Here is a 23,730-nt window from a genome sequence, read left to right as displayed (position 1 = left end):
TGTACGCCGCCGCCCGCCATCGAGCAGAGTTTTACACCTAATTGGGGATAAAACAGTTGATGGCGGGCGGCGGCGTTGCCCTTATCGGCCTTACCCTTGTCCCGCTGCTCTCCGGCCTGTTTGGATAATGCCACAAACTAACACTACCCGCCGCGCTCTCCCGCTTCACGCGGGAGGGCGCGGGAAAGGAGGGATTAGCTTTTGATATGGCAGATGATTGAAGATTGGTTTCGCGGCATTTTGACAGACGGAATACTCTCTAATCTCTCCGGGCTGTTCGACAGCGTAAATACAGAGGTTGGAGAAATCGCAACGCAAGTCGGCACAACCCCCGCCGGGTGGAACGCGGGCATATTCAATATGATACGCAGCCTATCGGAAAACGTCATTGTGCCGATTGCGGGCGTTATCATTACCTTTGTCATGTGCTACGAACTAATCCAGCTTGTAATTGAGAAAAACAATCTGCACGATCTCGACACTTGGATTTTCTTCAAGTGGATTTTCAAAACCTTTGTTGCGGTGCTGCTGGTAACAAATACTTGGAACATCGTCATGGGCGTATTTGACATTACACAGAGCGTCGTCAACGACAGCGCGGGCGTTATCATATCCGACACAAGCATAGATATTGCAACCGTTATCACCGATATAGAAGCAAAGCTGGACGCTATGAGCGTCGGCGGGCTTTTGGGGCTATGGTTTCAATCACTCTTTGTGGGGCTTACCATGAAAGCGTTGTCTATCTGTATCATGCTGGTGGTGTACGGGCGCATGATTGAAATATACCTTGTAACGAGTATCGCCCCTATCCCCGTTGCGACAATGGTAAATCGTGAATGGGGCGGCATGGGACAGAACTACTTAAAATCCTTGCTTGCCCTCGGTTTTCAGGCTTTTCTAATTCTTGTGTGCGTCGGTATTTATGCGGTTTTGATACAGACAATCGCAGCAACCGATGACATATCCGGCGCGATCTGGTCTTGCATGGGCTATACCGTCCTCTTGTGTTTTACGCTTTTCAAAACGGGAAGCCTTGCAAAATCCGTATTCAGCGCGCATTAAGGGGGTGCAGATGAAGAAATACAAAATCATTTACGCCGATCCCCCTTGGAGATACGCGAGAAGCAAGGTACAGGGCGCAGCGGAAAAGCACTATCCCACTATGAGTATTGAGGAACTTTGCGCTTTACCCGTCAAAGAAATTGCGGATAAGGACTGTATTTTATTCCTATGGGCGACGTTCCCGCAGCTTAAAGAAGCGTTGCAGTTAATCAAGGCTTGGGGATTTACCTATAAATCCGTTGCCTTTGTATGGTTAAAGCAAAATCGGAAATCGCCCACTTGGTTTTATGGCTTGGGCTTTTGGACGCGAGGAAATGCGGAAATCTGCTTGCTTGCTACCAAAGGACACCCGAAGCGACAATCAAACAAGGTACATCAATTTATTATTTCCCCTGTTGAGCAGCACAGCAAAAAGCCGGATATAACGCGGGAAAAGATACTTGCCCTTATGGGCGACCTACCGCGTATTGAACTGTTTGCAAGGCAGCATACCCCTGGTTGGGACGTATGGGGAAATGAAATCAAAAGCGACATACGGTTTGCCGGAAAGGAGGTTTGAAATGGCGTATGTAACCGTCCCAAAGGATTTAACCAAAATCAAGAGCAAGGTAATGTTCAACCTTACCAAAAGACAATTACTCTGTTTCGGCGCGGCGGTGGCTATCGGGCTACCGCTATTCTTTTTGACAAAGGACAGCGCGGGAACGACAACGGCGGCTTTGTGCATGGTGCTTGCCATGCTGCCCATGTTCCTACTCGCTATGTACGAGAAGAACGGGCAACCGCTGGAAGTGATTATACGGCAATTTGTGGAAGTGAAGTTTCTTCGCCCCAAAGAGCGACCTTATCAGACCAACAATTTTTATACCGCCCTTGCGCGGCAGGAGCGATTAGATAAGGAGGTACGGGCGATTGTCAAAGGAAAAGGGAAAGACCCAAAACAAAAAGCGTAAACTTACGCGGCAGGAAAAGAAACAGATCGACGCGCTTATCCGGCAGTCAAAGGGCGACGGGAAGCCCCATACGGCGCAGGACAGCATACCGTTTGAACGAATGTATAAGGACGGGATTTGCCGCCTTGCAAACGGGCGGTATTCCAAGTGCATTGAGTTTGAAGATATTAACTATCAGCTTGCGCAGCCGGACGACAAGACCGCCATTTTTGAAGCCCTTTGCGATATGTATAACTCTTTTGACGCTTCTATCAGTGTGCAGCTTTCCTTAATCAGCCGCCATGCGAACAAGGAGGATTTCAAGAGCAGTATCACGATTGCCCCACAGAATGACGACTTTGACAGTATCAGAGCCGAATACACCGAAATGCTGCAAACACAGCTTGAACGCGGCAACAACGGGCTTATCAAGACAAAGTTTCTCACCTTTACCATTGAAGCAAAAGATATTAAATCGGCGCGGGCGCGGCTTGCCCGTATCGAAACGGACACCCTCAACCATTTTAAGGTGATCGGCGCGGCGGCGCGGGTATTGGACGGGAAGCAGCGGCTTGAAGTGCTGCATGGGCTTTTCCACCCGGACGGGGAACGCTTCAACTTTGCGTGGGAATGGCTACCCGTAAGCGGCCTTTCCGTCAAAGACTTTATTGCCCCGTCCTCTTTCCGTTTTGGCGACGGGCGAATGTTTCAAATGGGCGGGAAGTTTGGCGCGGTTTCCTTTTTGCAGATTGCCGCGCCGGAACTTTCAGACCGTATGCTTGCCGACTTCATGGAAGCGGAAAACGGGATTGTCGTCAATCTGCACATTCAGAGTATCGACCACAACGAAGCGATCAAGACGATCAAGCGGAAAATCACCGACCTTGACCGTATGAAAATCGAGGAACAGAAAAAGGCAATCCGCAGCGGCTACGATATGGATATAATTCCGTCCGACCTTGCCACCTACGGCGGCGAAGCGAAAAACCTTTTGCGGGATTTGCAGAGCCGGAACGAGCGAATGTTTTTGCTTACGCTGTTAGTTTTGAATGTGGCAGACACAAAGCAGAAATTGGACAACGACGTATTTCAGGCCGCAAGTATCGCACAGAAATACAACTGTATGCTCACCCGCCTTGACTACCGGCAGGAACAGGGGCTTATGTCCTCTATCCCATTGGGCGAAAACCTAATCCAAATCCAGCGGGGCTTGACGACTTCCAGCACCGCCATTTTCGTCCCCTTTACGGTACAAGAGCTGTTCCAAAGCGGCGAAGCGTTGTATTACGGCTTAAACGCATTATCGAATAACATGATTTTGTGCGACAGGAAAAGGCTGAAGAACCCTAACGGCTTGATACTCGGCACACCCGGCAGCGGCAAGAGTTTTTCGGCAAAGCGCGAGATCACCAACGCTTTTCTCATTACCGCAGACGATATTATCATTTGCGACCCGGAAGCGGAATATTACCCCCTTGTGGAACGGCTGAAAGGGCAGGTTATCAAGGTTTCGCAGAACAGCACGCAGTACATTAACCCGATGGATATAAACCTCAATTACAGCGAGGGCGACACGCCCATAGCCTTAAAGAGCGATTTTATCCTTTCCTTTTGCGAGTTGATTATGGGCGGCAAAAACGGGCTGGAAGCGGTTGAAAAGACTTTGATTGACCGCGCCGTTATCAGCGTGTACCGCAGCTACCTTGCAGACCCGAAGCCGGAGAATATGCCGATTTTGGGCGACCTCTACAATGAAATCAAGAAGCAGCCGGAAAAGGAAGCGCAGCGTATCGCGTCGGCATTGGAACTCTATGTAAATGGCAGTTTGAACGTGTTTAACCACCAAACAAACGTTGACATTCACAACCGCCTTGTCTGCTTTGATATTAAAGAACTCGGCACCCAGCTACGAAAACTCGGTATGCTCATTGTCCAAGATCAAGTTTGGAACAGAGTTACCATAAACCGCAGCGAAGGCAAGGCGACGCGGTACTATATCGACGAGTTTCATTTGCTGCTCAAAGAGGAACAGACCGCAGCGTACAGCGTTGAGATTTGGAAGCGTTTTAGAAAATGGGGCGGTATTCCGACAGGTATCACCCAAAACGTGAAAGATTTGTTATCGTCCCGCGAGGTGGAGAACATTTTTGAAAACAGCGATTTTGTGTATATGCTCAACCAAGCCCAGGGCGACAGGGAAATCCTTGCAAAGCAGCTTAACATTTCGCAGCAGCAAATGACCTATGTAACCCATTCCGACGCGGGCGAGGGGCTTATCTTCTATGGCAACGTGATTTTGCCCTTTATTGACCGTTTCCCGCAAGATACGGAACTCTATCGTGTAATGACGACCAAACCCGGCGAGGTGTCGGCATGAGGATAGAAATGGACAAAATCTATTGCGGCGACAGCTTGCAGGTGCTTCAAACCTTGCCGGAAAATGCAGTTGATTGTTGCGTAACGTCCCCACCCTACTATGCCTTGCGGGACTACGGCGCAGACGGGCAGATCGGACGGGAAGCAACGCCGGAGGAATATGTTTCCCGTATTACGGCGGTATTCCATGAGGTAAAGCGGGTGCTTACGCCGGAGGGTACTTGTTGGCTGAATATCGCGGACACTTATTGCGGCACAGGCAGCAAAGCCGACCACCAAGACCCCAAATACCCCAAAGGCAGGAACGGGCAGCAAGTGGCGTTTAACCACCGCGCCCCCGGCTGCAAGCCCAAAGATTTAATTGGTATTCCGTGGCTTGTAGCCCTCGCCTTGCGGGGCGACGGTTGGTATTTGCGCAGTTCTATCATTTGGCACAAAACAAACCCCATGCCGGAAAGCACGCGGGACAGGCCGACCCGCTGCTATGAATATGTGTTTCTGCTTACCAAGTCAAAGAAGTATTATTACGATTGGCAAGCAGTAGCCGAGCCGATAGCCCCCACAACGGCGGGGCGGCTGAAAAGCGGAGTTAGCAAAGGAAATAAGTATAACGTTACTGTTCCGGGGCAAAACCAACCGCAGAAAATCAACCGCCCCCGCGAAAAGGGCGCATACGCCGACGAGTTGATTTCTCCCGTCCGCAGCCGCCGCAACGTTTGGCAGATTAACAATGTCGGCTATCATGGCGGGCATTTCGCAGCGTTCCCGCCGAAACTTGCGGAAACGTGCATTTTGGCGGGCTGTCCCATCGGCGGGATTGTCCTTGACCCCTTTTTCGGCAGCGGCACGACGGGCATGGTAGCAAAACGGCTTAACCGCCGCTATATCGGCATTGAGTTAAACCCCGACTATTGCGAACTTGCAAAACAGCGGATTGGAGGTGATGAAGATTGAGCAAGGAACTGAAAGCCCCCGACAAGGTAACGCAAAAAATGACCCGCGACGGTGCGGTTGCGGAAAACCTCACGACGGGCGAAACGTCCAGTATCAGCGAAAGGCCGCAGGAAGAAAACTATTCAGCCCCCGCAGGGGTGGCAGCGGAAAAGGTTGTGCAGCATATCGGCGCAGAGATTGAGCGACACGCAGCAAAAGGCGCGGAGAAAAAAGCCCTTGACGCGACGCAGCCTAAAACCCATTCTTCCCGCTTGCAGTTTTCCGAAGCGGAACGGGCAACGCCGGAACTTCAAAAAGCGATCAAGAAATCGGATAAGGCGGCAGACTGTTTAGACGCAGCGCGGGCGGCTATCCCCAAGCAGACCAAAATCAAGAAAGAGCGCGTTTTTGACGAAGCGAAAGGCAAGGCAAAGACGCGCCTTTCCTTTGAAAAGACGGATAAGCCCCCAAACGGCAAGTTGCGGCATAACCCCTTATCCCGTCCGGCACAGGAGTTAAACAGTACCGTACATGGGAAAATCTACGAGGTAGAGAAAGAAAACGTCGGTGTGGAAAGCGGGCACCGGGTAGAACTTGCCGGAGAGAAAGCGGGCGGCATGGCGGCGCGGGCAGTTAAGGGCGGCATACGCCGCCATAAGCTGAAACCCTACCGGGCAGCGGCGGCAGCGGAAAAACAAGCGGTAAAGGCAAACGCAGATTTTCTCTATCAAAAGGCGTTGCACGATAACCCCGCGCTTGCGCACTCCAACCCCATTTCCCGTTTTTGGCAGAAGCAGCGCATTAAAAAGCAGTATGCAAAAACGCTGAAAGCGGGCGGCAAAGCGAAAAAAACCGCTGAAGCCACCGCAAAGGCGGCGAAGAAAACCGCGCAGGAAACCAAACGGGCGACGTTCTTTGTTGTCCGGCATTGGAAAGGCTGCTTGATTGTGGGCGGGATTGCCTTTATCGTGCTGCTGCTTTTCGGCGGGCTGTCCTCTTGCTCCCTCTTTGGCGGCAACAGCGGCAGCGGCTTGATTGCGTCGTCCTATCTCTCCGAGGACGCGGATATAACGGGCGCGGAAAGCGCGTATGCCGCTATGGAAGCCGAGTTACAAGATATGCTGGACAATATCGAAAGCGAATACCCCGGCTATGACGAATACCGGGTAAACGCGGACGAGATCGAGCATGACCCCTATGTGCTAATTTCTATCCTTTCCGCGTGGCATGAGGGCGTGTTTACACTCGATGAAGTGCAAAGCACCCTTGAAATGCTCTTTGAGAAACAGTATATCTTGACGGTCGAGGAAGAAGTACAGGTACGCTACCGCACCGAAACAAGGACGGACAGCGAGGGCAACCCCTATACGGTTGAAGTCCCCTATAACTATTACATTCTTCATGTGGATTTGGAAAACTTCAACCTCTCCCATGTCCCCGTTTACATCATGGGCGAAGAACAGCTATCCATGTACGCTATGTATATGTCGTCGCTGGGAAACAGACCCGACCTTTTCCCGCAATCCGGCTATGTGTCTAAATACTATGAAAACCCGCCCGCCGATTATGAAGTACCCGCCGCGCTGCTGGGTTCCGATGAAAAGTTTGCGCGGCTCATGGAGGAAGCAGATAAATACGTCGGTTTTCCCTATGTGTGGGGCGGCAGCACCCCGGAAACCTCTTTTGATTGCAGCGGCTTTGTGAGTTATGTGTTGACGAACAGCGGCCTATACAATACGGGCAGACTTGGGGCGCAAGGGCTTTACAACATCTCAACCCCTGTTTCTAACCCGCAGCCGGGGGATTTGGTGTTCTTTACGGGTACATACGACACCCCCGGCGTTTCCCATGTGGGGATTTATGTGGGCGAGGACGGGGACGGAAGCCCCGTCATGCTGCATTGTGGCGACCCTATCCAGTATTCAAAGCTGGACACCAGCTATTGGCAATCCCACTTTTACGCCTACGGGCGGTTAAATTACAATTAAAAGGAGTTGAAAAATGAATATTGTATCTTTTGGCGGCGGCACGAATAGTGCCGCCTTACTTATTGGCCTATACAAGCACAAAATCCCGATTGACCTTATCACCTTTGCCGATACGGGCGCGGAACACCCGCATACCTATCAATTTATCGAGATAATCAATCAATGGCTTGCGGAACACGGTATGCCGCAGATTACCGTTGTGCAGTATGTTGACCGCTACGGCAACCGCCTATCTCTTGAAACCGAGTGCTTGCGCTCTCATACGCTCCCGTCGATTGCCTACGGGCATAAGCGTTGTTCGCAGAAACACAAAATCGCACCGCAGGAAAAGTTTTGCAACCACTATGCGCCTTGCCGCGAAGTATGGCAGCGCGGCGAGAAAGTCAACCGCTATATCGGCTATGACGCGGGAGAAGTGAAACGGTATGAACATTCCCGCAAGTACAACGAAGCCGACAAAAAATATCATAACCGCTACCCCCTCATTGAAGAATGGGGCTGGAACAGGGACGATTGTATCCGGGAAATCAAAGCGGCAGGATTGCCGCAGCCGGGTAAATCGTCCTGTTTCTTTTGTCCGAGCATGAAGAAACAAGAGATTTTATATCTCAAAGAACACTATCCCGATCTATTTAACCGGGCGGCGACTTTGGAAGAAAACGCTATGCCCTATCTTAAAACCGTTAAGGGATTGGGGCGCAGCTATTCATGGAAAGAACAGTTTGGAAAGGAGTAAATGACTATGGCGAACACGAAACTTGACCGTATCGAAAGGGATATTGAGAAAACGAGGGCAAAAATCCTTGAACAGCAAAAGAAGCTGAAAGACCTTGAAGCGCAGAAAGTCGAGGAAGAAAACGCGCAGATCGTGCAAATGGTAAAGGCGGTACACCTTGACGGGACGCAGCTTGCCGCGTTCCTCTCCGCTTACGCCAGCGGCGAAATCACCTTGCCGCAGCCGGAAGCCACTTACCCCGCCGAACAGGAGGACAACGACAATGAAGAATAAAAAGATAATCCGAAAGTTTACCGTATTGCTTGCCGCACTGGTTATCATGTGCGGCTTTTCTGTTACCGCTTATGCGGGCGGTGGCGATGAAAGCGACGACACGCCTACCCCCGTAACCGAGGAAACCCCCGCGCCGGAAACCGAGCCGGAAGAAACGACGGGCGGCTATGAGCCGCAGCCCCTTACCCCGGACGGGAATATGTCCCTTGTGGACGATATAACGGGTGAAGCGTCCGGCGACAAGCAGTTTATCACCGTCGTTACCAAAAGTGGCAACTATTTTTACATCATCATTGACCGCGCCGAGGACGGGGAAAATACCGTCCATTTCCTTAACCAAGTGGACGAAGCGGATTTAACCGCCCTTATGGAGGACGGGCAGACCGAAGCCCCCGTTTGTAGCTGCACCGATAAATGCGTTGCCGGAAGCGTCAACACCGCTTGCCCGGTTTGCAGCGTCAACATGAGCGAGTGCGCGGGTGTGGAAGCCGAGCCGGAGCCGGAAGAAACCGAGCAGCCGCCGGAAGAAGAAAAAGGCGGCGGCATGGGTATTCTGCTTGTCGTGCTGCTTGTTGCCGCAGCGGGCGGCGGCGCGTTCTACTACTTTAAGATTTTGAAGCCCAAAAAGGACGCGGCGAAAGGCAGCAGCAGCCTTGACGACCTTGATTTTGACGAGGACGACGAGGAAACGGAAGTAGTCGAAACCGAACAGACCGAGCAGGAGGACGATAATCTATGAAACTTGTAATTGCAGAAAAACCGAGCGTCGGGGCGGCGATTGCCGCCGTTATGGGCGCGAATGAAAAGCGCAGCGGATATTTTGAGGGCGGCGGCTACCTTGTGTCGTGGTGTATCGGGCATTTGATTAGCCTTGCAGACGCGGCGACCTACAATGAACAATTCCGTAAATGGAAGTACGACGATCTTCCCATTGTCCCGCAGGAGTGGCAGTTTATTGTTGCCAGCGGCAAGGAGCAGCAGTTTTCCATTCTCAAAGACCTTATGCACCGCAGCGACGTTACCGAGATTATCAATGCTTGCGACAGCGGGCGCGAGGGGGAACTCATTTTCCGCTTTGTCTATGAACAGGCGAATTGCAAAAAGCCCTTTTCCCGCCTTTGGATTAGCAGCATGGAAGCAAGTGCAATCCGCGAGGGCTTTTCAAATCTCAAAGACGGGCGCGGCTATGACAACCTCTATCAATCCGCGCTTTGCAGAGCAAAGGCCGATTGGCTCATTGGCATTAACGCGACCCGCCTTTTCTCTATCCTCTACCATAAAACATTGAATGTCGGCAGAGTGCAAACGCCCACCCTTGCTATGCTGGTAAACCGCGACTATGCAATCAGCAGCTTTAAGAAAGAGAAATATCATGTCGTCCGGCTGGACGTTGGCGGCGTTGCCGCCCTTTCCGAAAGGCAGGACGACGAAGCGGCGGCGCGGCAGATGAAAGCGGCTTGCGAGAAATCGCAGGCCGTTTGTACTTCCCTTAAAAAAGAGAAAAAGACCGCAGCCCCGCCGAAACTGTTTGACCTCACCGCCTTGCAGCGGGAAGCAAACCGTTTGTATGGGTTTACGGCGAAACAGACCCTTGACTATGCGCAAGCCCTTTATGAAAAACGGCTTTTGACCTATCCCCGCACCGACAGCAAATATATCACTTCCGATATGGAGGGCAGCACAAAGGAACTTATCACCGGCCTTTGCGCTGCTCTCCCCTTTATGCAGGGCGTGAAGCTGCAAGCCGACCTTGCGAGGATTTGCGACAACAGCAAAGTAACCGACCATCACGCCATTTTGCCGACAGCGGAGTTTGTGAAAACGGGCTTTTCTTCCCTTGCCGAAAGTGAGAAAAAGCTAATGACCCTTGTGTGCGCAAAACTGCTTTGCGCCGTTGCCGCGCCCTATGAGTATGAAGCGGTTACGGCGGTTTTCACTTGCGGCGGCTATACCTTTACCGCAAAGGGCAGGACGACGCTTTGCGAGGGTTGGCGCGAGATTGAAAGACTATCCCGCGCCGCGTCCGGGGAACAGGACGAGGACGCAGAGCCGGAAGCGGTTTTACCCCCGCTTGCCGAGGGGCAGACCTTTGACAATCCGGCAGCGGAGATCTCCGAACGTTACACGCAGCCCCCAAAGGCATTTACCGAAGATACGTTACTTTCGGCTATGGAGAGTGCGGGAAAGGAGGACACGCCGGAGGACGCGGAGCGCAAAGGGTTAGGCACCACCGCGACGCGGGCGGGTATCATTGAAAAACTCATTAGCGCGGGCTTTGCCGAGCGCAAGGGCAAAAAGCTAATCCCCACAAAGGACGGGTATAACCTTGTCGCTATTCTGCCCGACAGCCTTACGTCCCCGCAGCTTACGGCAGAATGGGAAACGCGCCTTACCGGGATTGCAAAGGGCAGCGACAGCCCCGCCGACTTCATGCGCGGGATTGAGGAAATGACAGCGGGGCTTGTCAAGACCTATTCCGCGATTTCCGAGGATAAAGCGAAGCTGTTTACCCCGCAGCGGGAAGCAATCGGCACTTGCCCCCGTTGCGGCGCGGCGGTTTACGAGGGCAAGAAAAACTTTTACTGCTCCGACAGGGCTTGCAGCTTTGTGATGTGGAAGAATGACCGCTTTTTTGAGCAGCGCAAAAAGGCTTTCACAAAGGCGATTGCCGCCGCCCTTTTGAAAGACGGAAAGGTAAAAATCAAAGGTATGTACTCGACCAAGACGGGAAAGACCTTTGACGGAGTTGTGCTGCTTGCCGACACAGGCGGCAAGTATGTAAACTTCCGCGTCGAGCAGAACCGAAAATGATAAGGCTTGATGAAAAGCAATACCGCGCCGTAAAGAAAATGACCCGCGCCGCTTGTGCAAACAACGATTGCGGGAATTGTCTGCTGCTGGACGACGGGGAAACTTGCGTTTGTGTGCAGAGTATCAGCTATTCGCTGCTATGCCGCTATTTCCGCGAAGCGGTATTACCCGCCGACAGGCAGCTTTGCGAACAGATCACCCGCAGCGGGGAAACCGATTTGAAGCGTTGCGCGGTATGCGGCAGCACGTTTGCGGCGGGCAGCAACCGGGCGAAATACTGCCCCGATTGCGCGGCAAAGATACGCCGCAGACAGAAAGCCCAAAGCGAGAGAAACAGGCGTTTACGGATAAAAACAACTACATAGCAAGCACAGCAAACGAGTACCCGTTTGCGAGAAATGCCCGCGCTTCCCATAGAGAGCGCGGGCATTTTGCTTGTTGGGATAGTCCCAAACCCTTATATGACCGAGAAAGGACGTGATGAAAGAATATGCCGTATTCCTCATACGACCATGACAAATTAGAAGCCGCCGAAACCATGCGGATAGAACGCCGGATATATTTTGAAGCAAAGGACAGGGAGATTGCCCCTTATGCTTCCTTGCCGATTGCGCAGCTACTTTCCATGCGCAGCGAAAGCGCGGCGGCAGAACAGGCGATTTTTGACGACCTTAAAGAACGCGCCGCCGCATGGGAAGAACAGGCGGGAAGAACGCTTTTGCTGGATAAAACACTTGAATATGTGAGAACGCCGCACGTCCAGCACACCGCTAACGAGTGGCAGACCACCGAGCATAACCGCCATATTCGCAGCAACCGGGTATATCAGATGAATTACTACATTTACGAGAATACCCGCTACGACAAAGAAGCGCAGAAATCTATCCCGTATTCATGGACGCTTACATGGAGCGTGCGCACCAACAGCCCAAGCAGAACCCAAGCGAAGATTGCCGGACAAGATAGAAAGGTTTTCACCGACAAGGCAGCTATGGAAAAGTATCTGAATGGGCGTATCAAAGCGTATGACCGCTTGTTTACGGAAATCTCCCCGCCTATCCCGCAGGAGTACGCCGACTATTTCAAAGTAAACGGTATGCTCATGCCGGACTACACCATAGAGGGCGAAGAACCCCCGCAGCAGCAACAGGCGGCAGCTATCCCCGAAAATACCGGGCAGGAAAAGGAGCGTGAACACATGAGCGAACAGTTTTCTATTATGATAGGCAACCGCAGCCGCTTTGACGCGGGCGACCCCGGCGGCTATTGGTTGGATATGCCCGCCACAAAGGAGCAGTTGCACGAAGCTATGCGGAACGTCGGCATTACCGCCGACAACCCGCAGGATTTTTCCATTCGCGGCTATTCCGACGACCCGGAGAAACATATTGCCTTGCCTTATGAAATGGTATGCGCCGCCGACGTGGACGAACTCAATTTTCTTGCGGCGCGGCTCGAACAGCTTGACCCCGCCGAGGTTGGCAAGCTGAACGCAGCTTTGCAGCAGAAAAACGGGCTTGCAAATATTGGACAGGTAATTGACTTCACCTACAACGTGGATTTTTACGTCCATATCCCCGAAGTACATAACTACCACGATTTGGGCGACTATTACTTAAATCAATCCGGCATGGTACAAATGCCCGAAGAATGGAAAGGCGGCATTGACCTTTCTACTTTTGGCAGGAACGCTGCCGCGCAGGAAAAAGGCGCGTTTACCGAGTACGGCTATATCGTGGAAAGCGGCGACGAGTGGGAACGGCAGTTTGAGGGGCGCGAAGTGCCGGAAGAATACCGCATTATGAGTTACCCGCAGCCGGAGCGCGGCGAACAGGACAAAGCCTATATGGACGCAGCCGAAACGCAGCAAGCAGACGCACAGGCCGCAGAGCCGCAGCAGCCCCGCCCCGTCGTCCCCATTATCCTTACTTCCGAAAAGCCCGCCGAAAAGGTAAAGGAGATCACCGCGCGTTTGGAACAGGGCGTACAGGCGATTTTTGACAGCGACCGCTACAAAGAGTTTCTAACCGCTATGTCAAAGTTCCATGATTATAGTTTGAATAACACTATCCTAATTGCTATGCAGGGCGGCAATTTGGTAATGGGCTTCCGTCAATGGGAAAAGGAGTTTGACCGCCATGTAAAGAAAGGCGAGAAAGGCATTAAAATCTTTGCCCCCGCGCCCTACAAGGTGAAAAAGCTGGTTGATAAAATCGACCCCGAAACGAGAAAGCCCATGCTTGACCGCGAGGGAAAAGTGGTAAAGGAAGAAAAGGAAATCACCGTCCCCGCCTTTAAGGTTATAACCGTCTTTGATATTTCGCAGACCGAGGGCAAGGAGTTTCCCGACCTTTCCGTTAAACCGCTGCTTGCCGATGTGGAGCAGTACGAGGATTTTTTCGCCGCCCTTGAAAAAGCGTCCCCCGTCCCGATTGCATTTGAGCAGATCACAAACGGCGCAAATGGGTATTTCAGTTTGACCGACAAGCGTATTGCAATCAAAGAGGGCGTGAGTGAATTACAGGCGGTAAAGACCGCCATTCACGAAATCGCCCATGCGAAGCTGCACGACGTAGACTTAAACGCCCCGCCGGAGCAGCAAAACCGCGTTGACCGCCATACCTGCGAGGTAGAAGCGGAAAGCGTCGCTTATACGGTTTGCCAGCATTTCGGCCTTGATACTTCCGATTACTCTTTCGGCTATGTGGCTGGTTGGAGCAGCGGCAAGGAAATGACCGAGTTAAAAGCGTCCCTTGAAACAATACAGACCACCGCAAAGGAACTCATTACCGAGATTGAGGGGCATTTTACCGAGTTGCAGCAGCAGCGGCAAGCCGAGCAGGAGCAGGGCGATACCTTTTCCATTTATCAGTTAAAGCGCGGGGACGAAACAAGGGACTTGCGCTTTGAGCCTTATGACCGTCTGCAAGCGGCTGGACTTACCATTGACCGGGTAAATTATGAACTCGTCTATACTGCACCGCTTACAAAGGATATGACGCTGGGCGACATTTGGGAAAGGTTTAATATCGACCACCCCGCCGACTTTAAGGGGCATAGCCTTTCCGTTTCCGACATTGTTGTGCTTCATCAGAACGACGAGGACACCGCCCACTATGTAGACAGTATCGGTTTTCAGCAAGTGCCGGAGTTTTTGCAGGAGCAGCAGACCCCCGTATTTGACAAGCTGCCGCCCGAACAGCAGCAAGCCTTGTCCGACACCGTACAAGACACTTTGCAAATGCTGGTTGACGCAGACAAGCGGATTTATGGCGACGTTACGGGCAAGACCCTTGAAGCAATCGCGGCGCAAGGATATTCCTACAAGGACGGGCAGCTTGAAAAGCAGCAGCCGGAAGCGACCCCCGACAGCCTTTTGACGGGTGAAACCGTTAGAACGCCGAGGGGCAATTTTCATATTACCGATATGAGCCGTGAACAGATCGAAGCGGCGGGATTTGGTTTTCACCATGCGTCGGAGGACGGGAAGTATCTCATTATGGGGAATGGCACACAGGCTTATGCCATAGCCGCCGAGCAGCCGCAGCGGGATAATCCCTTAAAGCACGTCGAGGACACCATAGAGCAGAACGACAACAATTTTGACGGGCTTATCAACAATACGCCGCAAACGCCCACCGTTGCAGATTTTGAGCAGCGGGCAAAGGCGGGGGAAGCGATTTCCGTTACCGACCTTGCAAAAGCGGTAAAAGCCGAGAAACGGGAACAGCCGCAGAAAAAACCGTCCATTTTGAAGAAGCTGGACGAATACAAGAAACAGGCGGCGCAGCAGCCGAAAGATAAACAGAAAGAGCATAAAAAGGATTTGGAGGTTTGATAGCATGAATACCCGCTTTACCATTGAGGAAGAAAACATTGTTGCGATCTACGCCGAGGACAGCCGGGAAACAACGCTTGAAAATATCCTTGCCGCCATGCCCTACATGGACGAGGATATGCGCCAGCTTGCCGCCGCAGCGGTGAACAAGCTGCAAGCCATGACGGACAGCGAGTTTTCCGAAAGGGAGTTTATCTTGACCGACGAGGAATAGCCCATAGAGAACAGGGGCGCGGTTGCCGATTTCCGGCACCGCGCCCCTGTTCTTTTTTTGTCCTTGCGTGGACAATTAGAAAGCCGTTTTTGCGGGTTTGAATATACTTTATCGTCTATGTCGTTTTCATGCGCTGGAAGCCGCAGAAACACAGGCGTTTTCAGCCCTTAACATTCCACTTGCCACCCCATGTTTTGCGCCTTATCGCTCCTGCTCCCGCGCCCTGCTTTGGGACGGGTAAAGAATACTATCGACGTTCTTTTTGACAACGCCGTATTCCTGCATTTGCTTCTTGGCTTGCCGATAATCTTCATACAATTTGGTTTTCCTGTCGTTTAAGCTTCTATACTCCTTGCGCAGCGCGGCGAGATCGGGCAGCTTCTTTATCTGCATTTCCTTTAATGCCCTTGCCGCAGCTTCAAACAGGATAATTTCGCTTTCATGCCCCCGCAGATACTTTTCCTTGTCCGGCGATTTTCGGTATTCATCGTAAATCGGTTTTAACTGTCGGTATGTGGTGGTGTGCTTGATAAGCAGCGACAAATCAGACATACGCTGTTCCACTTCCTTAACCGCCTTTGCCGCCGCGTCATGAGCGGTCATAATATCGGCTATCTTGCTTTCAAGTTCGCTATAATACTCAATCTTGTTTTCGGTTAGGAAGTTCATGCTTTTAGCAGCCTGTTTCAGATTATGGATTTTTGCCCACCGTTCATAGCCCGCCGACTGTTGGGCTTTGATACTGTTTTCAAGATCGACGACAAGCCGGATTTTCTTATCTTCCCGCAGCGTTTTTGTTTTGGCAACATACACGCCCTTGATACGCTCCTTTATCGCTTCTTCCGTATAGGCCGCGCCGAGCGTCTTTGTGCGGGTAAACCGTTCCTGTCCGGCAGCGCGAAAGGAAATGTATTTGCCCTGTTTGATTTCATACCCCATTTCCTGCAAGCGGCGCAGCAGTTCGTCAAAATCTTTCACTTGGGGAATGAGAGTATCTATCGCCGTTTTCAGCTTTGCTTTGTAGCTTGTCCCTTGCTTTTCGGCGGTGTATTCTGCATAGCTTTTTCCCTTGTCCTGTCCCGGTACGACGACGGATAGCCCATGCTCTTTACATATCCTGTCGCTGGTGCGCCGGATAAAGTGATAGCTTTGCTTGTTGGAATGGTACTTTTTGTAGTCAACGAAGCTAACCGCGTTGAAAATCAAGTGATTATGCAGATGGTCTTTATCGACGTGAGTTGTCAAAACAAACTCATACTTGCCGCCTAATACCGCCCCGGCAAGTTCCATGCCGATTTTGTGCGCTTCTTCCGGTGTGGTTTCTCCCACCGCAAAGGATTGTATCAAGTGCCGCCCTAAATGTGTGCCGCGATCTCCGGCAGCTTCCCGCGTCCATGCAAACTCAATATCGGCGGTTTCCAGCCCGCAGCCGAAAGAGGACGCAAGCAGCTTCCCGTCTGTCTTTTCGGGATTTAAGATATAGTCTATCGCAGCCTTTAAGGTTGATTTAATAGGGTGCGTCTTTGTAACCGCCATATCTCGTCCACCGCCTTTTTAATGTCCTCTATATCCTGCCTGTAAACCGTCCCCGTCGCATTGGCGCGTTTTGCAATTTGGTTGATGTTCCGGCTCACCGCTTGCAGTTCCCGGATATATGCTTTTGTGTCGCTTCGGTCAACGACAAGAATATACCCGTCTATCGCCATTTTACGGAAGTATGCCCCATACTGCTTTATGGGAAGCTGCTTCATCTTCTCGTCGATCAGCCGCTTTTCTTCTTCCGTAACGTAAAACTTCATCTGTATATTTCTCTTTCGGTTTTCCATTTCCGCACCGCCTTTCGGTATAAGGGTTTGGGATTATCCCAACAAGCATTTTCCGCAAACGGGTACTCGTTTGCTGTGCTTGCTATCTACTCCATACCCCCACCGAAAGGCGGTATTTGTTGCGCGTTCCTTTGATTTTGGACGCAAAAAAAGATTGCAGCCGCCATGCGCTGCAATCTCCCGATTTCTCATATTGTGAGGTTAATCCTCTGCTTTTTCGACTTCCGTTATCTCCCTTGCTGTTGCGGTTACAATCCGTATGCCTTTATCGCTCATACCGTCCAGCAGCGCGTCAAGCTGCCGCCGCCCGGTGGATTTCTCCGCATTGCTGTTCGGGAAGAAAAATTGATCTACCGAAATATGATACCGGGTTACAAGGTCATAGAATACCTGTAAACTCGGCTGTTGTCCCTTGTTCTCGATATTCGCAAGGTAGCGCGGGGAAATATATAACTCGTCGCTTACCTTTTTGCGGCTCTCGCCGTATTCATTTCTCGCGGCTTTTATAGCTGCCCCGAAAGCCTTAAAGTCGTACAATGGTACGGGTCTTTTTGCCATTTTCATTCACCCTGTTACATTTTACAGTTCACCTTTCTTTTTGGATATGTCCACACAATTCATATCATTAGGTTAAATACTTCCTGTTGTGTATTGACAGTAGACTGATTTTCTGATAAAATAAAATTTATGTAAAAGGAGGCGGCGTTTATGTTGCATAGCATGCGTATTAGATAAGCATTGAAAAAAAGGATTTTCCCATTTTCAACATGGGCTTTTTTGTCATGCTTATTTTGCGGATGCTATACAAAAAACTAACGACGTATAGATATAGTATAGACATAGTGCAAGCTATGCCTTAGTTTTGTTGTACTGCTCTGTGCATTATAAATGCAGGTCAATGCTCATGTTGAGGATTGACCTGCATTTTTTTGTGTAAAAAGGACGAGTGAAATATAATGCTTAAAAAATATTGGATAAAATGTCCGATTTGTAACGGAAAGACGAGAGTTCAAGTATTTCATAATACTGTATTAAAAGATTTTCCTCTTTTCTGCCCTAAATGCAAATTGACGCATATCATTGATGTAGAAAAATTAGAGATTGTAATCAAAAATACAGAAAAACAAACTTTTATTATTTAGAAGAAAGGATATAAAAATGAAACGTTTACCTAAATATACGCCTGCGGAAGTACGGAATGATCCATACGGATTTACTTACAAAGAAATGTCGGAAGTTATTGGCGAGAATGAAGCAAAAGCCTTATATGAAGAATTATATAAGCAATTACCACGCAAAAAAAATCTATCAATGTTGGTAAAAAATATTTGCAAAAGCAGTGATACTGAAAAGTATGTTTACGAACTGAAAGACAACAAATACATTGAAACGGTTTTTATCAAGCGGCGAGATGGTGGAACTGTTTGCGTGAGCACACAAGTCGGTTGTCCTGTTGGTTGTATTTTTTGTGAGTCCGGGCGAAATGGCTTTGTTCGTAATCTAACATCGTCAGAAATCGTACAACAGATTATATTGTTGCGTCGAAAAGTAAACCGTATCGTTTTTATGGGTATGGGAGAGCCTTTATTCAATTATGACAACTTGATAAAAGCAATCCATATTCTCCGAGATAGATATGGGCTCAACTTTCCAACCGACGGCATTACCATATCAACAGTTGGTCCGGTCGATCAATTAAAAAAATTGCGCGAGGAACATCTTAAAATTCAGTTGACAATATCTTTACACGCAGCAACACAATCTGCAAGAAATCGTATTATTCCTCACATGCGCATATATGCTATTGAAGATGTTGTTAAGCAAGCCTTATCCTATTCTGAAAGGCATAATCGCAAAATTGTCTTTGCGTATTTGCTTTTACCGGGTATAAATGACCGGCCCTCAGATGTAAGACAACTTGCAAAATGGTTTCGGGGCAAAAAAGTTATGATTAACGTGTTACAATACAACCCAACAAGCAATTCAAGAATTAAAGCACCACAGAAACGGGAAATAGTTGCATTCAAACATCAATTAGAGCAAGCAGGACTTGAAGTTACTATGAGAGTTTCTCATGGCAGAGAGATTAACGCGGCTTGTGGACAGTTAGCTAACACATATAATAAATTCAAAAAAAAATGATTAAAAGTGCCAGACGCATAGACGCAGAGCCGATAACGCATTAGGTCAAAAAACCTATGTGTTATCGGCTTTTTTATTTAATATTGCGCAAAAGCCGCTGTTCCCTATTATAGAATGGATTGCGGGTAGTGTATTAAAGTCGCCCTTTTTTAAGGATACGGCGGTATCGGGGAGGTATCGCCGTGTCCATTTTTATTTACTGTAACCCGCCTAATGCTTTGCGGTCAAAAAAAGCTATGCTCCGCAAGCGGGATATTCCGGCTATGAATGTGAACTGTCAATACATTTAGCTACTGCTTACATTTCCTTTGCGCCCGTCCGCGTCTTGCGGACGGGCGCATTTTGCTTTTTTCAACTTTTTTCTGAAAAGCGCACTCAAGAGCCATCTCCCGAATGGGTACGGAGCGAAAGGGGCAGAGAGGACAAGCCCTTAACTCCCGTCCTCTACTCCACGCGGGAAGGAGGTGAACTCTATGGAGCTATCTTCTTCCGACAAGGAAAGAATACAACATCAGTACGACGCATTAGCAAAGAAAACTTTGGTCGGCGAAGCGAAAAGCCACCGCCGCACTCTTGCGAAACGCGCAGCACGCGAAGTTACTTTTTCGGATTTGAGCGAAAGCGAACTCGCGCAGCTTTTCACAACGGACGAATACGAAAGCGATTATTTCCGTTTTCAAGTGTCCGGCTTTGATGTACTCGTCAAAAATGAACTGCTTGCCGAAGCCCTTAACGCTTTGCCCGAAAGGAAACGCGACATTATCCTTTTGTCCTACTTCTTGGATATGAGCGACGCGGAAATTGGCGAACTGCTGAATGTTGTACGCACGACGGTTTTCCGGCACAGGAAATCCGCGCTTGCGAAAATCAAACAGTATTTGGAGGGAAAAGCAGATGATGAATACCGTTAGGAAGTCTGAAAATCTGTTGCCGTTCCCTGTCATTTCCGCAGCGGCAAACGGCGACACAACCGCCATGTGCGCGATCTTGAAGCACTACGAGGGTTACATAGCGAAACTTTGTACCCGCACGCTGAAAGACGACGCGGGCAATACCTATTCCTATGTGGACGAGGAAATGCGTAACAGGCTGCAAGTGCGCCTTATTACCCGCACCCTTGCTTTTCATGTAGGATAATCTTTTAGCCCATGCGGGGAGCGTGTCCCCTTTCCACGCTTCCCGTTATGGGCTATTTGTCGTTCCGCAAAAGCATATCCGCTGTTGATGTGCTTTTGCAGGCCGACAAAGCCTATTGTTCTTTGACAAAGAAAGCGGCCTTTGGTGCGCAGCATAACAGGCAAACGGGTACATTCCGTCTGTACCGAGCCAGTCGGCGGGTACGCCATGACAGCTTTTCCCCATAGGGGAAAAGCCGAGCGAGAACTACCGCGCCGTAAAACAGGTTTAGCAGCTTGTGGGCGACGACATACAAGGCGGCACAATGATACTCCCGCGTTGAACACCCTCAAAGTATTGCGCGGCGCACCCATAAGCATGGGCCGGGGTGAAACTCCCGTGAGGTTGCAGCTAACAACCGCCCGTTTTTGCCTTTTGACGAATATAGTTTATCCATACAGGAAAAGGAGGTTTTTCTAATGGATAAAAAACAGACAATTACAACCGAACGCAAAATAGGGAAAATCACCTATCTTGTTCAAGCGTTGCCGAGTGAAAAGGCAACCGATACAATCCATAAAAAGATTGAGAAACTCATTGTAAAGGATTTGCAGAAAAAGCCCGGAAATCCGGGATTTTTAGCGTCCGAGTAGTGCATTAGGCGGCGGGATATGGTATAATGATAGCAACACATTATACCTGTTTATTCGGCTGTCGGAAAGGAGGACTAATGTTACAGTCGAATAAAATCACCGCCCTTTACTGCCGTTTAAGTCAAGAGGATATGCAAGCCGGAGAAAGCGGAAGCATACAGCACCAAAAAATGATACTTCAACGCTATGCGGACGAACACCATTTTTTGAACACAAAGTTTTTTGTGGACGACGGATTTTCCGGCGTGAGTTTTGAGCGCGAGGGGCTGCAAGCGATGTTGCAGGAAGTGGAAGCCGGACGAGTGGCGACGGTCATTACCAAAGACCTTTCCCGTCTTGGCAGAAACTATCTGAAAACGGGCGAACTCATAGAGATTGTATTTCCCGAAAACGGAGTACGCTATATCGCGATCAACGACGGAGTTGACACAGCGCGGGAGGATAACGAGTTTACCCCCTTGCGGAACTGGTTTAACGAGTTTTACGCCCGCGACACAAGCAAGAAAATCCGCGCAGTTAAACAGGCACAGGCGCAAAAAGGCGAGCGCGTCAACGGGGAATATCCATACGGCTATATCCCAGACCCGAACAACCGCCACCACCTTATACCCGACCCGGAAACCGCGCCGATTGTCAAACAGGTTTTCGCTATGTTTGTTAGCGGCGTGCGTATGTGCGAAATCCAAAAATGGCTTGCGGAAAACAAAGTCTTGACGATTGGAGCGTTGCGCTATCAGCGTACAGGACAGGCGCGGTATCAGCGGGCAATGATCGCCCCCTATACTTGGCCGGACAAAACGCTCTATGACATATTAGCAAGGCAGGAATATTTAGGGCATACCATAACCGCGAAAACTCACAAGGTATCCTACAAGTCGAAAAAGACCCGGAAGAACGAAGAAGAACAACGCTATTTCTTCCCAAACACCCATGAGCCGCTTGTTGACGAGGAAACCTTTGAACTTGCGCAAAAGCGGATTGCTACCCGCCACCGCCCGACAAAAGCAGCGGAGATTGATATTTTTTCCGGCTTGCTGTTTTGCGCTGGTTGCAGACATAAGATGTATTACCAACAGGGCGTAAATATCGAGCCGCGCAAGTTTTCCTATTCTTGCGGCGCATGGCGCAACAGGGCAAGGACAGGCAGCGAGTGTACCTCTCATTATATCCGCAAAAACGTACTTCTTGATTTAGTGCTGGAAGATATGCGGCGGGTTTTGCGGTATGTTAAGGAACACGAACAGGACTTTATCTGTAAAGCTACCGAGTACGGCGACATGGAAGCGAGAAAGGCATTAGCGCAGCAGCAAAAGGAACTTTTCAAAGCACAGGCGCGTATGACCGAACTTGACACGCTTTTCCGCAAGCTGTATGAGGACAACGCATTAGGCAGACTGACAGATGAACGGTTTGTGTTTCTAACTTCCGGCTATGAGGACGAAAAGAAATCCCTTGCCGCAAGGATAGACGAGTTACAACAGCAGATCGCAACCGTTACCGAGCGAAAAAGGGATATATCAAGGTTTATTCAGATTGTCGGGAAATACAGCGACATACAGGAATTGACCTATGAAAACGTCCATGAGTTTATCGACCGTATTTTGATACATGAATTAGACCGGGAAACCAACACCCGGAAAATCGAAATCCATTATAGCTTTGTCGGACAGGTTGATACCGAGCAGGAGCCGACGCAAGTTGTCAACCATGACCGCCGCAACATGGTAGATGTAAAAAGTATCGCTATCTAACCCCAGCAAAGTTTGTACCACTGTACCCATCATCTACATATTCAACTACTGAACAGTTAATAAATTCGTCCTGTTTTTTGATGAATTCGTTTATCAGCATTCTCTGTGCACTGACACTGTTGCTTTCGGCTTTTATACTGCCATCTACATCATTAAGCACGCAGAAAGTCATTCAGAAACACTGTGATTCTTACCGGCTCTGCCGTAAAGTGATAGAAGATTGCAAATCTGCAAAAAATCCAAAAGAATACCGTTCCAAGCATCTGGCAGAATACCAACTCCACGATTCACTAAAAAAAGAGCTTCAGGATCTCGGTGTTACCAAAATCCCTAGCTCTGAAAAAATCCAGAAGCGGATTGAAAATCTTGAATCTGAACAAGCTGCTACCATCCGGGAAAAACAGAAATTACAGAAAAAGCAGAAAACACTGGATATCATTCAGCAAAATTTCTCTGTGCTGCTCGATGCTCCTGAAATCAATTCAGACTTACTTCCGGCAAAACGGGAACCTGTTTCTGTCACAAGAGATAAATAAGATTGCACTGACAACTCAATTATTCTCTTCCAAATCTTCCCAAGGTTTCAGACCCATTTCCTCCCAGGTGACACCATACGGTGCACCTCCGGAGGTATAACCGGCAATAACGAAAAATCTGTCATCTTGCAAGATTTCTTCTTTAGCCAGATTATCTCTTGTTTCTTGTTTCCGTCTTGCTCGCCTCTGCTGCTTCTTTTGTTTCGCAACAGCTGCTTTTTCTTCCGGCGTTTTCTTATGTTTTTTTGCCATAAGTGTTTCTATTATAATTCCATTCTGAATGTCTCTCAGGATACGTTCTTCATAACTCTTTTCACGCTTTTCAACAATTTTATAAAATTCTTCATATTCCGTTTTAGGAGCAAGCGATTGAACTGCCGTAAACAAACTTTTGCATATATCATTCATTTCAGTAGCATCCGGCATTCGCTGATTCTCAAGATAAAACTTCAAGTGCATTTTGTATGTTTTATCTGCTATTGCACTCTTCTGTTTTTGTTTTAAGTCTTTATAGCTTCTGTCGTTCCTCTGCATCTACAA

General features: G+C 49.5%; 24 protein-coding genes and 1 pseudogene. 21 read left to right on the top strand and 4 right to left on the bottom strand.

All coding sequences use genetic code 11. From position 1 onward, the window contains the following. Window positions 1-44 precede the first annotated feature (44 nt). The 14 genes and pseudogenes from LIZ66_RS13030 to LIZ66_RS12965 form a co-directional block, all read left to right on the top strand. A pseudogene (locus LIZ66_RS13030) lies at window positions 45-128 on the top strand (Maff2 family mobile element protein); the annotation flags it as partial. Window positions 129-213: 85 nt separating this feature from the next. Continuing rightward, a complete protein-coding gene (locus LIZ66_RS13025) occupies window positions 214-1,065 on the top strand; it encodes a VirB6/TrbL-like conjugal transfer protein, CD1112 family (RefSeq protein ID WP_003502113.1) in 852 nt (283 codons plus the stop codon). Window positions 1,066-1,075: 10 nt separating this feature from the next. Continuing rightward, entirely contained in the window at window positions 1,076-1,624 is a 549-nt protein-coding gene (locus tag LIZ66_RS13020) for an MT-A70 family methyltransferase (protein WP_002604480.1), read from the top strand. Window position 1,625: 1 nt separating this feature from the next. Beyond that, complete coding sequence (locus LIZ66_RS13015) at window positions 1,626-2,018, top strand: PrgI family protein (protein WP_002604479.1); 393 nt, start codon at window positions 1,626-1,628, stop codon at window positions 2,016-2,018. Then, window positions 1,978-4,374 (top strand): VirB4-like conjugal transfer ATPase, CD1110 family, encoded by a 2,397-nt coding sequence (locus LIZ66_RS13010; protein WP_002604478.1) that lies wholly within the window; start codon window positions 1,978-1,980, stop codon window positions 4,372-4,374. Before LIZ66_RS13015 ends, LIZ66_RS13010 begins: the two co-directional genes overlap by 41 nt. Next, a complete protein-coding gene (locus LIZ66_RS13005) occupies window positions 4,371-5,327 on the top strand; it encodes a DNA-methyltransferase (protein WP_002604477.1) in 957 nt (318 codons plus the stop codon). Before LIZ66_RS13010 ends, LIZ66_RS13005 begins: the two co-directional genes overlap by 4 nt. Then, entirely contained in the window at window positions 5,324-7,294 is a 1,971-nt protein-coding gene (locus LIZ66_RS13000; RefSeq protein ID WP_002604476.1) for a C40 family peptidase, read from the top strand. The genes LIZ66_RS13005 and LIZ66_RS13000 overlap by 4 nt, the downstream gene beginning before the upstream one ends. A 13-nt stretch (window positions 7,295-7,307) precedes the next feature. After that, window positions 7,308-8,030, top strand: a complete 723-nt coding sequence (locus LIZ66_RS12995; RefSeq protein WP_002604475.1) for a phosphoadenosine phosphosulfate reductase domain-containing protein — start codon at window positions 7,308-7,310, stop codon at window positions 8,028-8,030. A 6-nt stretch (window positions 8,031-8,036) separates the two neighbouring features. Next, window positions 8,037-8,303, top strand: coding sequence for a DUF4315 family protein (locus LIZ66_RS12990; protein WP_002584965.1), 267 nt, complete (start codon window positions 8,037-8,039; stop codon window positions 8,301-8,303). Then, window positions 8,293-9,042 carry a DUF4366 domain-containing protein gene (locus LIZ66_RS12985; protein WP_002584964.1) on the top strand — a complete coding sequence of 250 codons (750 nt, stop codon included), beginning with the start codon at window positions 8,293-8,295 and terminating at the stop codon, window positions 9,040-9,042. Before LIZ66_RS12990 ends, LIZ66_RS12985 begins: the two co-directional genes overlap by 11 nt. After that, complete coding sequence (locus LIZ66_RS12980; RefSeq protein WP_002584963.1) at window positions 9,039-11,114, top strand: type IA DNA topoisomerase; 2,076 nt, start codon at window positions 9,039-9,041, stop codon at window positions 11,112-11,114. Before LIZ66_RS12985 ends, LIZ66_RS12980 begins: the two co-directional genes overlap by 4 nt. Next, complete coding sequence (locus LIZ66_RS12975) at window positions 11,111-11,479, top strand: cysteine-rich VLP domain-containing protein (protein ID WP_002584962.1); 369 nt, start codon at window positions 11,111-11,113, stop codon at window positions 11,477-11,479. Before LIZ66_RS12980 ends, LIZ66_RS12975 begins: the two co-directional genes overlap by 4 nt. Window positions 11,480-11,604: 125 nt before the next feature. Then, window positions 11,605-14,952 (top strand): YodL domain-containing protein, encoded by a 3,348-nt coding sequence (locus tag LIZ66_RS12970; RefSeq protein WP_002584961.1) that lies wholly within the window; start codon window positions 11,605-11,607, stop codon window positions 14,950-14,952. A gap of 4 nt (window positions 14,953-14,956) precedes the next feature. Next, entirely contained in the window at window positions 14,957-15,166 is a 210-nt protein-coding gene (locus LIZ66_RS12965) for a transposon-transfer assisting family protein (protein ID WP_002584960.1), read from the top strand. 201 nt (window positions 15,167-15,367) lie between these two features. Here LIZ66_RS12965 and LIZ66_RS12960 read toward each other — a convergent pair whose 3' ends face one another. The 3 genes from LIZ66_RS12960 to LIZ66_RS12950 all read right to left on the bottom strand — a co-directional run bounded on the left by LIZ66_RS12960 (window position 15,368) and on the right by LIZ66_RS12950 (window position 17,550). Then, the gene (locus tag LIZ66_RS12960; RefSeq protein ID WP_002584959.1) at window positions 15,368-16,702 is read right to left on the bottom strand and encodes a relaxase/mobilization nuclease domain-containing protein; all 1,335 of its coding nucleotides are present in this window, start codon (window positions 16,700-16,702) and stop codon (window positions 15,368-15,370) included. Next, on the bottom strand, window positions 16,663-16,992 hold the full coding sequence (locus LIZ66_RS12955) for a plasmid mobilization protein (protein WP_002584958.1): 330 nt from the start codon (window positions 16,990-16,992) through the stop codon (window positions 16,663-16,665). The genes LIZ66_RS12960 and LIZ66_RS12955 overlap by 40 nt, the downstream gene beginning before the upstream one ends. 201 nt (window positions 16,993-17,193) lie before the next feature. Beyond that, window positions 17,194-17,550, bottom strand: coding sequence for a helix-turn-helix transcriptional regulator (locus LIZ66_RS12950; protein ID WP_002584957.1), 357 nt, complete (start codon window positions 17,548-17,550; stop codon window positions 17,194-17,196). 398 nt (window positions 17,551-17,948) lie between these two features. Here LIZ66_RS12950 and LIZ66_RS12945 point away from each other — a divergent pair, with 398 nt between their 5' ends. The 7 genes from LIZ66_RS12945 to LIZ66_RS12915 all read left to right on the top strand — a co-directional run bounded on the left by LIZ66_RS12945 (window position 17,949) and on the right by LIZ66_RS12915 (window position 23,190). Next, complete coding sequence (locus tag LIZ66_RS12945) at window positions 17,949-18,134, top strand: cysteine-rich KTR domain-containing protein (protein WP_003431289.1); 186 nt, start codon at window positions 17,949-17,951, stop codon at window positions 18,132-18,134. A gap of 16 nt (window positions 18,135-18,150) precedes the next feature. Next, window positions 18,151-19,134 carry a 23S rRNA (adenine(2503)-C(2))-methyltransferase RlmN gene (rlmN, locus tag LIZ66_RS12940; RefSeq protein WP_002584956.1) on the top strand — a complete coding sequence of 328 codons (984 nt, stop codon included), beginning with the start codon at window positions 18,151-18,153 and terminating at the stop codon, window positions 19,132-19,134. Window positions 19,135-19,607: 473 nt separating this feature from the next. Then, window positions 19,608-20,045 (top strand): sigma-70 family RNA polymerase sigma factor, encoded by a 438-nt coding sequence (locus tag LIZ66_RS12935; RefSeq protein ID WP_002604474.1) that lies wholly within the window; start codon window positions 19,608-19,610, stop codon window positions 20,043-20,045. Beyond that, a complete protein-coding gene (locus tag LIZ66_RS12930) occupies window positions 20,029-20,271 on the top strand; it encodes a helix-turn-helix domain-containing protein (protein WP_002604473.1) in 243 nt (80 codons plus the stop codon). Before LIZ66_RS12935 ends, LIZ66_RS12930 begins: the two co-directional genes overlap by 17 nt. A 458-nt stretch (window positions 20,272-20,729) precedes the next feature. After that, complete coding sequence (locus LIZ66_RS12925) at window positions 20,730-20,903, top strand: transposon-encoded TnpW family protein (protein WP_002604472.1); 174 nt, start codon at window positions 20,730-20,732, stop codon at window positions 20,901-20,903. Window positions 20,904-20,980: 77 nt separating this feature from the next. Continuing rightward, window positions 20,981-22,654, top strand: a complete 1,674-nt coding sequence (locus tag LIZ66_RS12920) for a recombinase family protein (protein WP_002604471.1) — start codon at window positions 20,981-20,983, stop codon at window positions 22,652-22,654. A 209-nt stretch (window positions 22,655-22,863) separates the two neighbouring features. Further along, on the top strand, window positions 22,864-23,190 hold the full coding sequence (locus LIZ66_RS12915) for a hypothetical protein (protein WP_227200893.1): 327 nt from the start codon (window positions 22,864-22,866) through the stop codon (window positions 23,188-23,190). 15 nt (window positions 23,191-23,205) lie between these two features. Here LIZ66_RS12915 and LIZ66_RS12910 read toward each other — a convergent pair whose 3' ends face one another. Continuing rightward, window positions 23,206-23,724, bottom strand: a complete 519-nt coding sequence (locus LIZ66_RS12910; RefSeq protein WP_012744275.1) for a hypothetical protein — start codon at window positions 23,722-23,724, stop codon at window positions 23,206-23,208. Window positions 23,725-23,730 lie beyond the last annotated feature (6 nt).

The organism is Blautia faecis (assembly GCF_020554845.1).
In the GTDB taxonomy this organism is placed as follows: domain Bacteria; phylum Bacillota; class Clostridia; order Lachnospirales; family Lachnospiraceae; genus Blautia_A; species Blautia_A faecis.
This window is presented reverse-complemented; position numbering and strand designations above follow the sequence as displayed.

Coding starts and splice junctions, on each gene's coding strand:
- LIZ66_RS13025 (WP_003502113.1), top strand. CDS start 214: ATGATTGAAGATTGGTTTCGCGGCATTTTGACAGACGGAATACTCTCT.
- LIZ66_RS13020 (WP_002604480.1), top strand. CDS start 1,076: ATGAAGAAATACAAAATCATTTACGCCGATCCCCCTTGGAGATACGCG.
- LIZ66_RS13015 (WP_002604479.1), top strand. CDS start 1,626: ATGGCGTATGTAACCGTCCCAAAGGATTTAACCAAAATCAAGAGCAAG.
- LIZ66_RS13005 (WP_002604477.1), top strand. CDS start 4,371: ATGAGGATAGAAATGGACAAAATCTATTGCGGCGACAGCTTGCAGGTG.
- LIZ66_RS12995 (WP_002604475.1), top strand. CDS start 7,308: ATGAATATTGTATCTTTTGGCGGCGGCACGAATAGTGCCGCCTTACTT.
- LIZ66_RS12990 (WP_002584965.1), top strand. CDS start 8,037: ATGGCGAACACGAAACTTGACCGTATCGAAAGGGATATTGAGAAAACG.
- LIZ66_RS12985 (WP_002584964.1), top strand. CDS start 8,293: ATGAAGAATAAAAAGATAATCCGAAAGTTTACCGTATTGCTTGCCGCA.
- LIZ66_RS12980 (WP_002584963.1), top strand. CDS start 9,039: ATGAAACTTGTAATTGCAGAAAAACCGAGCGTCGGGGCGGCGATTGCC.
- LIZ66_RS12975 (WP_002584962.1), top strand. CDS start 11,111: ATGATAAGGCTTGATGAAAAGCAATACCGCGCCGTAAAGAAAATGACC.
- LIZ66_RS12970 (WP_002584961.1), top strand. CDS start 11,605: ATGCCGTATTCCTCATACGACCATGACAAATTAGAAGCCGCCGAAACC.
- LIZ66_RS12965 (WP_002584960.1), top strand. CDS start 14,957: ATGAATACCCGCTTTACCATTGAGGAAGAAAACATTGTTGCGATCTAC.
- LIZ66_RS12960 (WP_002584959.1), bottom strand. CDS start 16,702: ATGGCGGTTACAAAGACGCACCCTATTAAATCAACCTTAAAGGCTGCG.
- LIZ66_RS12955 (WP_002584958.1), bottom strand. CDS start 16,992: ATGGAAAACCGAAAGAGAAATATACAGATGAAGTTTTACGTTACGGAA.
- LIZ66_RS12950 (WP_002584957.1), bottom strand. CDS start 17,550: ATGGCAAAAAGACCCGTACCATTGTACGACTTTAAGGCTTTCGGGGCA.
- LIZ66_RS12945 (WP_003431289.1), top strand. CDS start 17,949: ATGCTTAAAAAATATTGGATAAAATGTCCGATTTGTAACGGAAAGACG.
- rlmN (WP_002584956.1), top strand. CDS start 18,151: ATGAAACGTTTACCTAAATATACGCCTGCGGAAGTACGGAATGATCCA.
- LIZ66_RS12935 (WP_002604474.1), top strand. CDS start 19,608: ATGGAGCTATCTTCTTCCGACAAGGAAAGAATACAACATCAGTACGAC.
- LIZ66_RS12930 (WP_002604473.1), top strand. CDS start 20,029: ATGATGAATACCGTTAGGAAGTCTGAAAATCTGTTGCCGTTCCCTGTC.
- LIZ66_RS12925 (WP_002604472.1), top strand. CDS start 20,730: ATGGATAAAAAACAGACAATTACAACCGAACGCAAAATAGGGAAAATC.
- LIZ66_RS12920 (WP_002604471.1), top strand. CDS start 20,981: ATGTTACAGTCGAATAAAATCACCGCCCTTTACTGCCGTTTAAGTCAA.
- LIZ66_RS12910 (WP_012744275.1), bottom strand. CDS start 23,724: ATGCAGAGGAACGACAGAAGCTATAAAGACTTAAAACAAAAACAGAAG.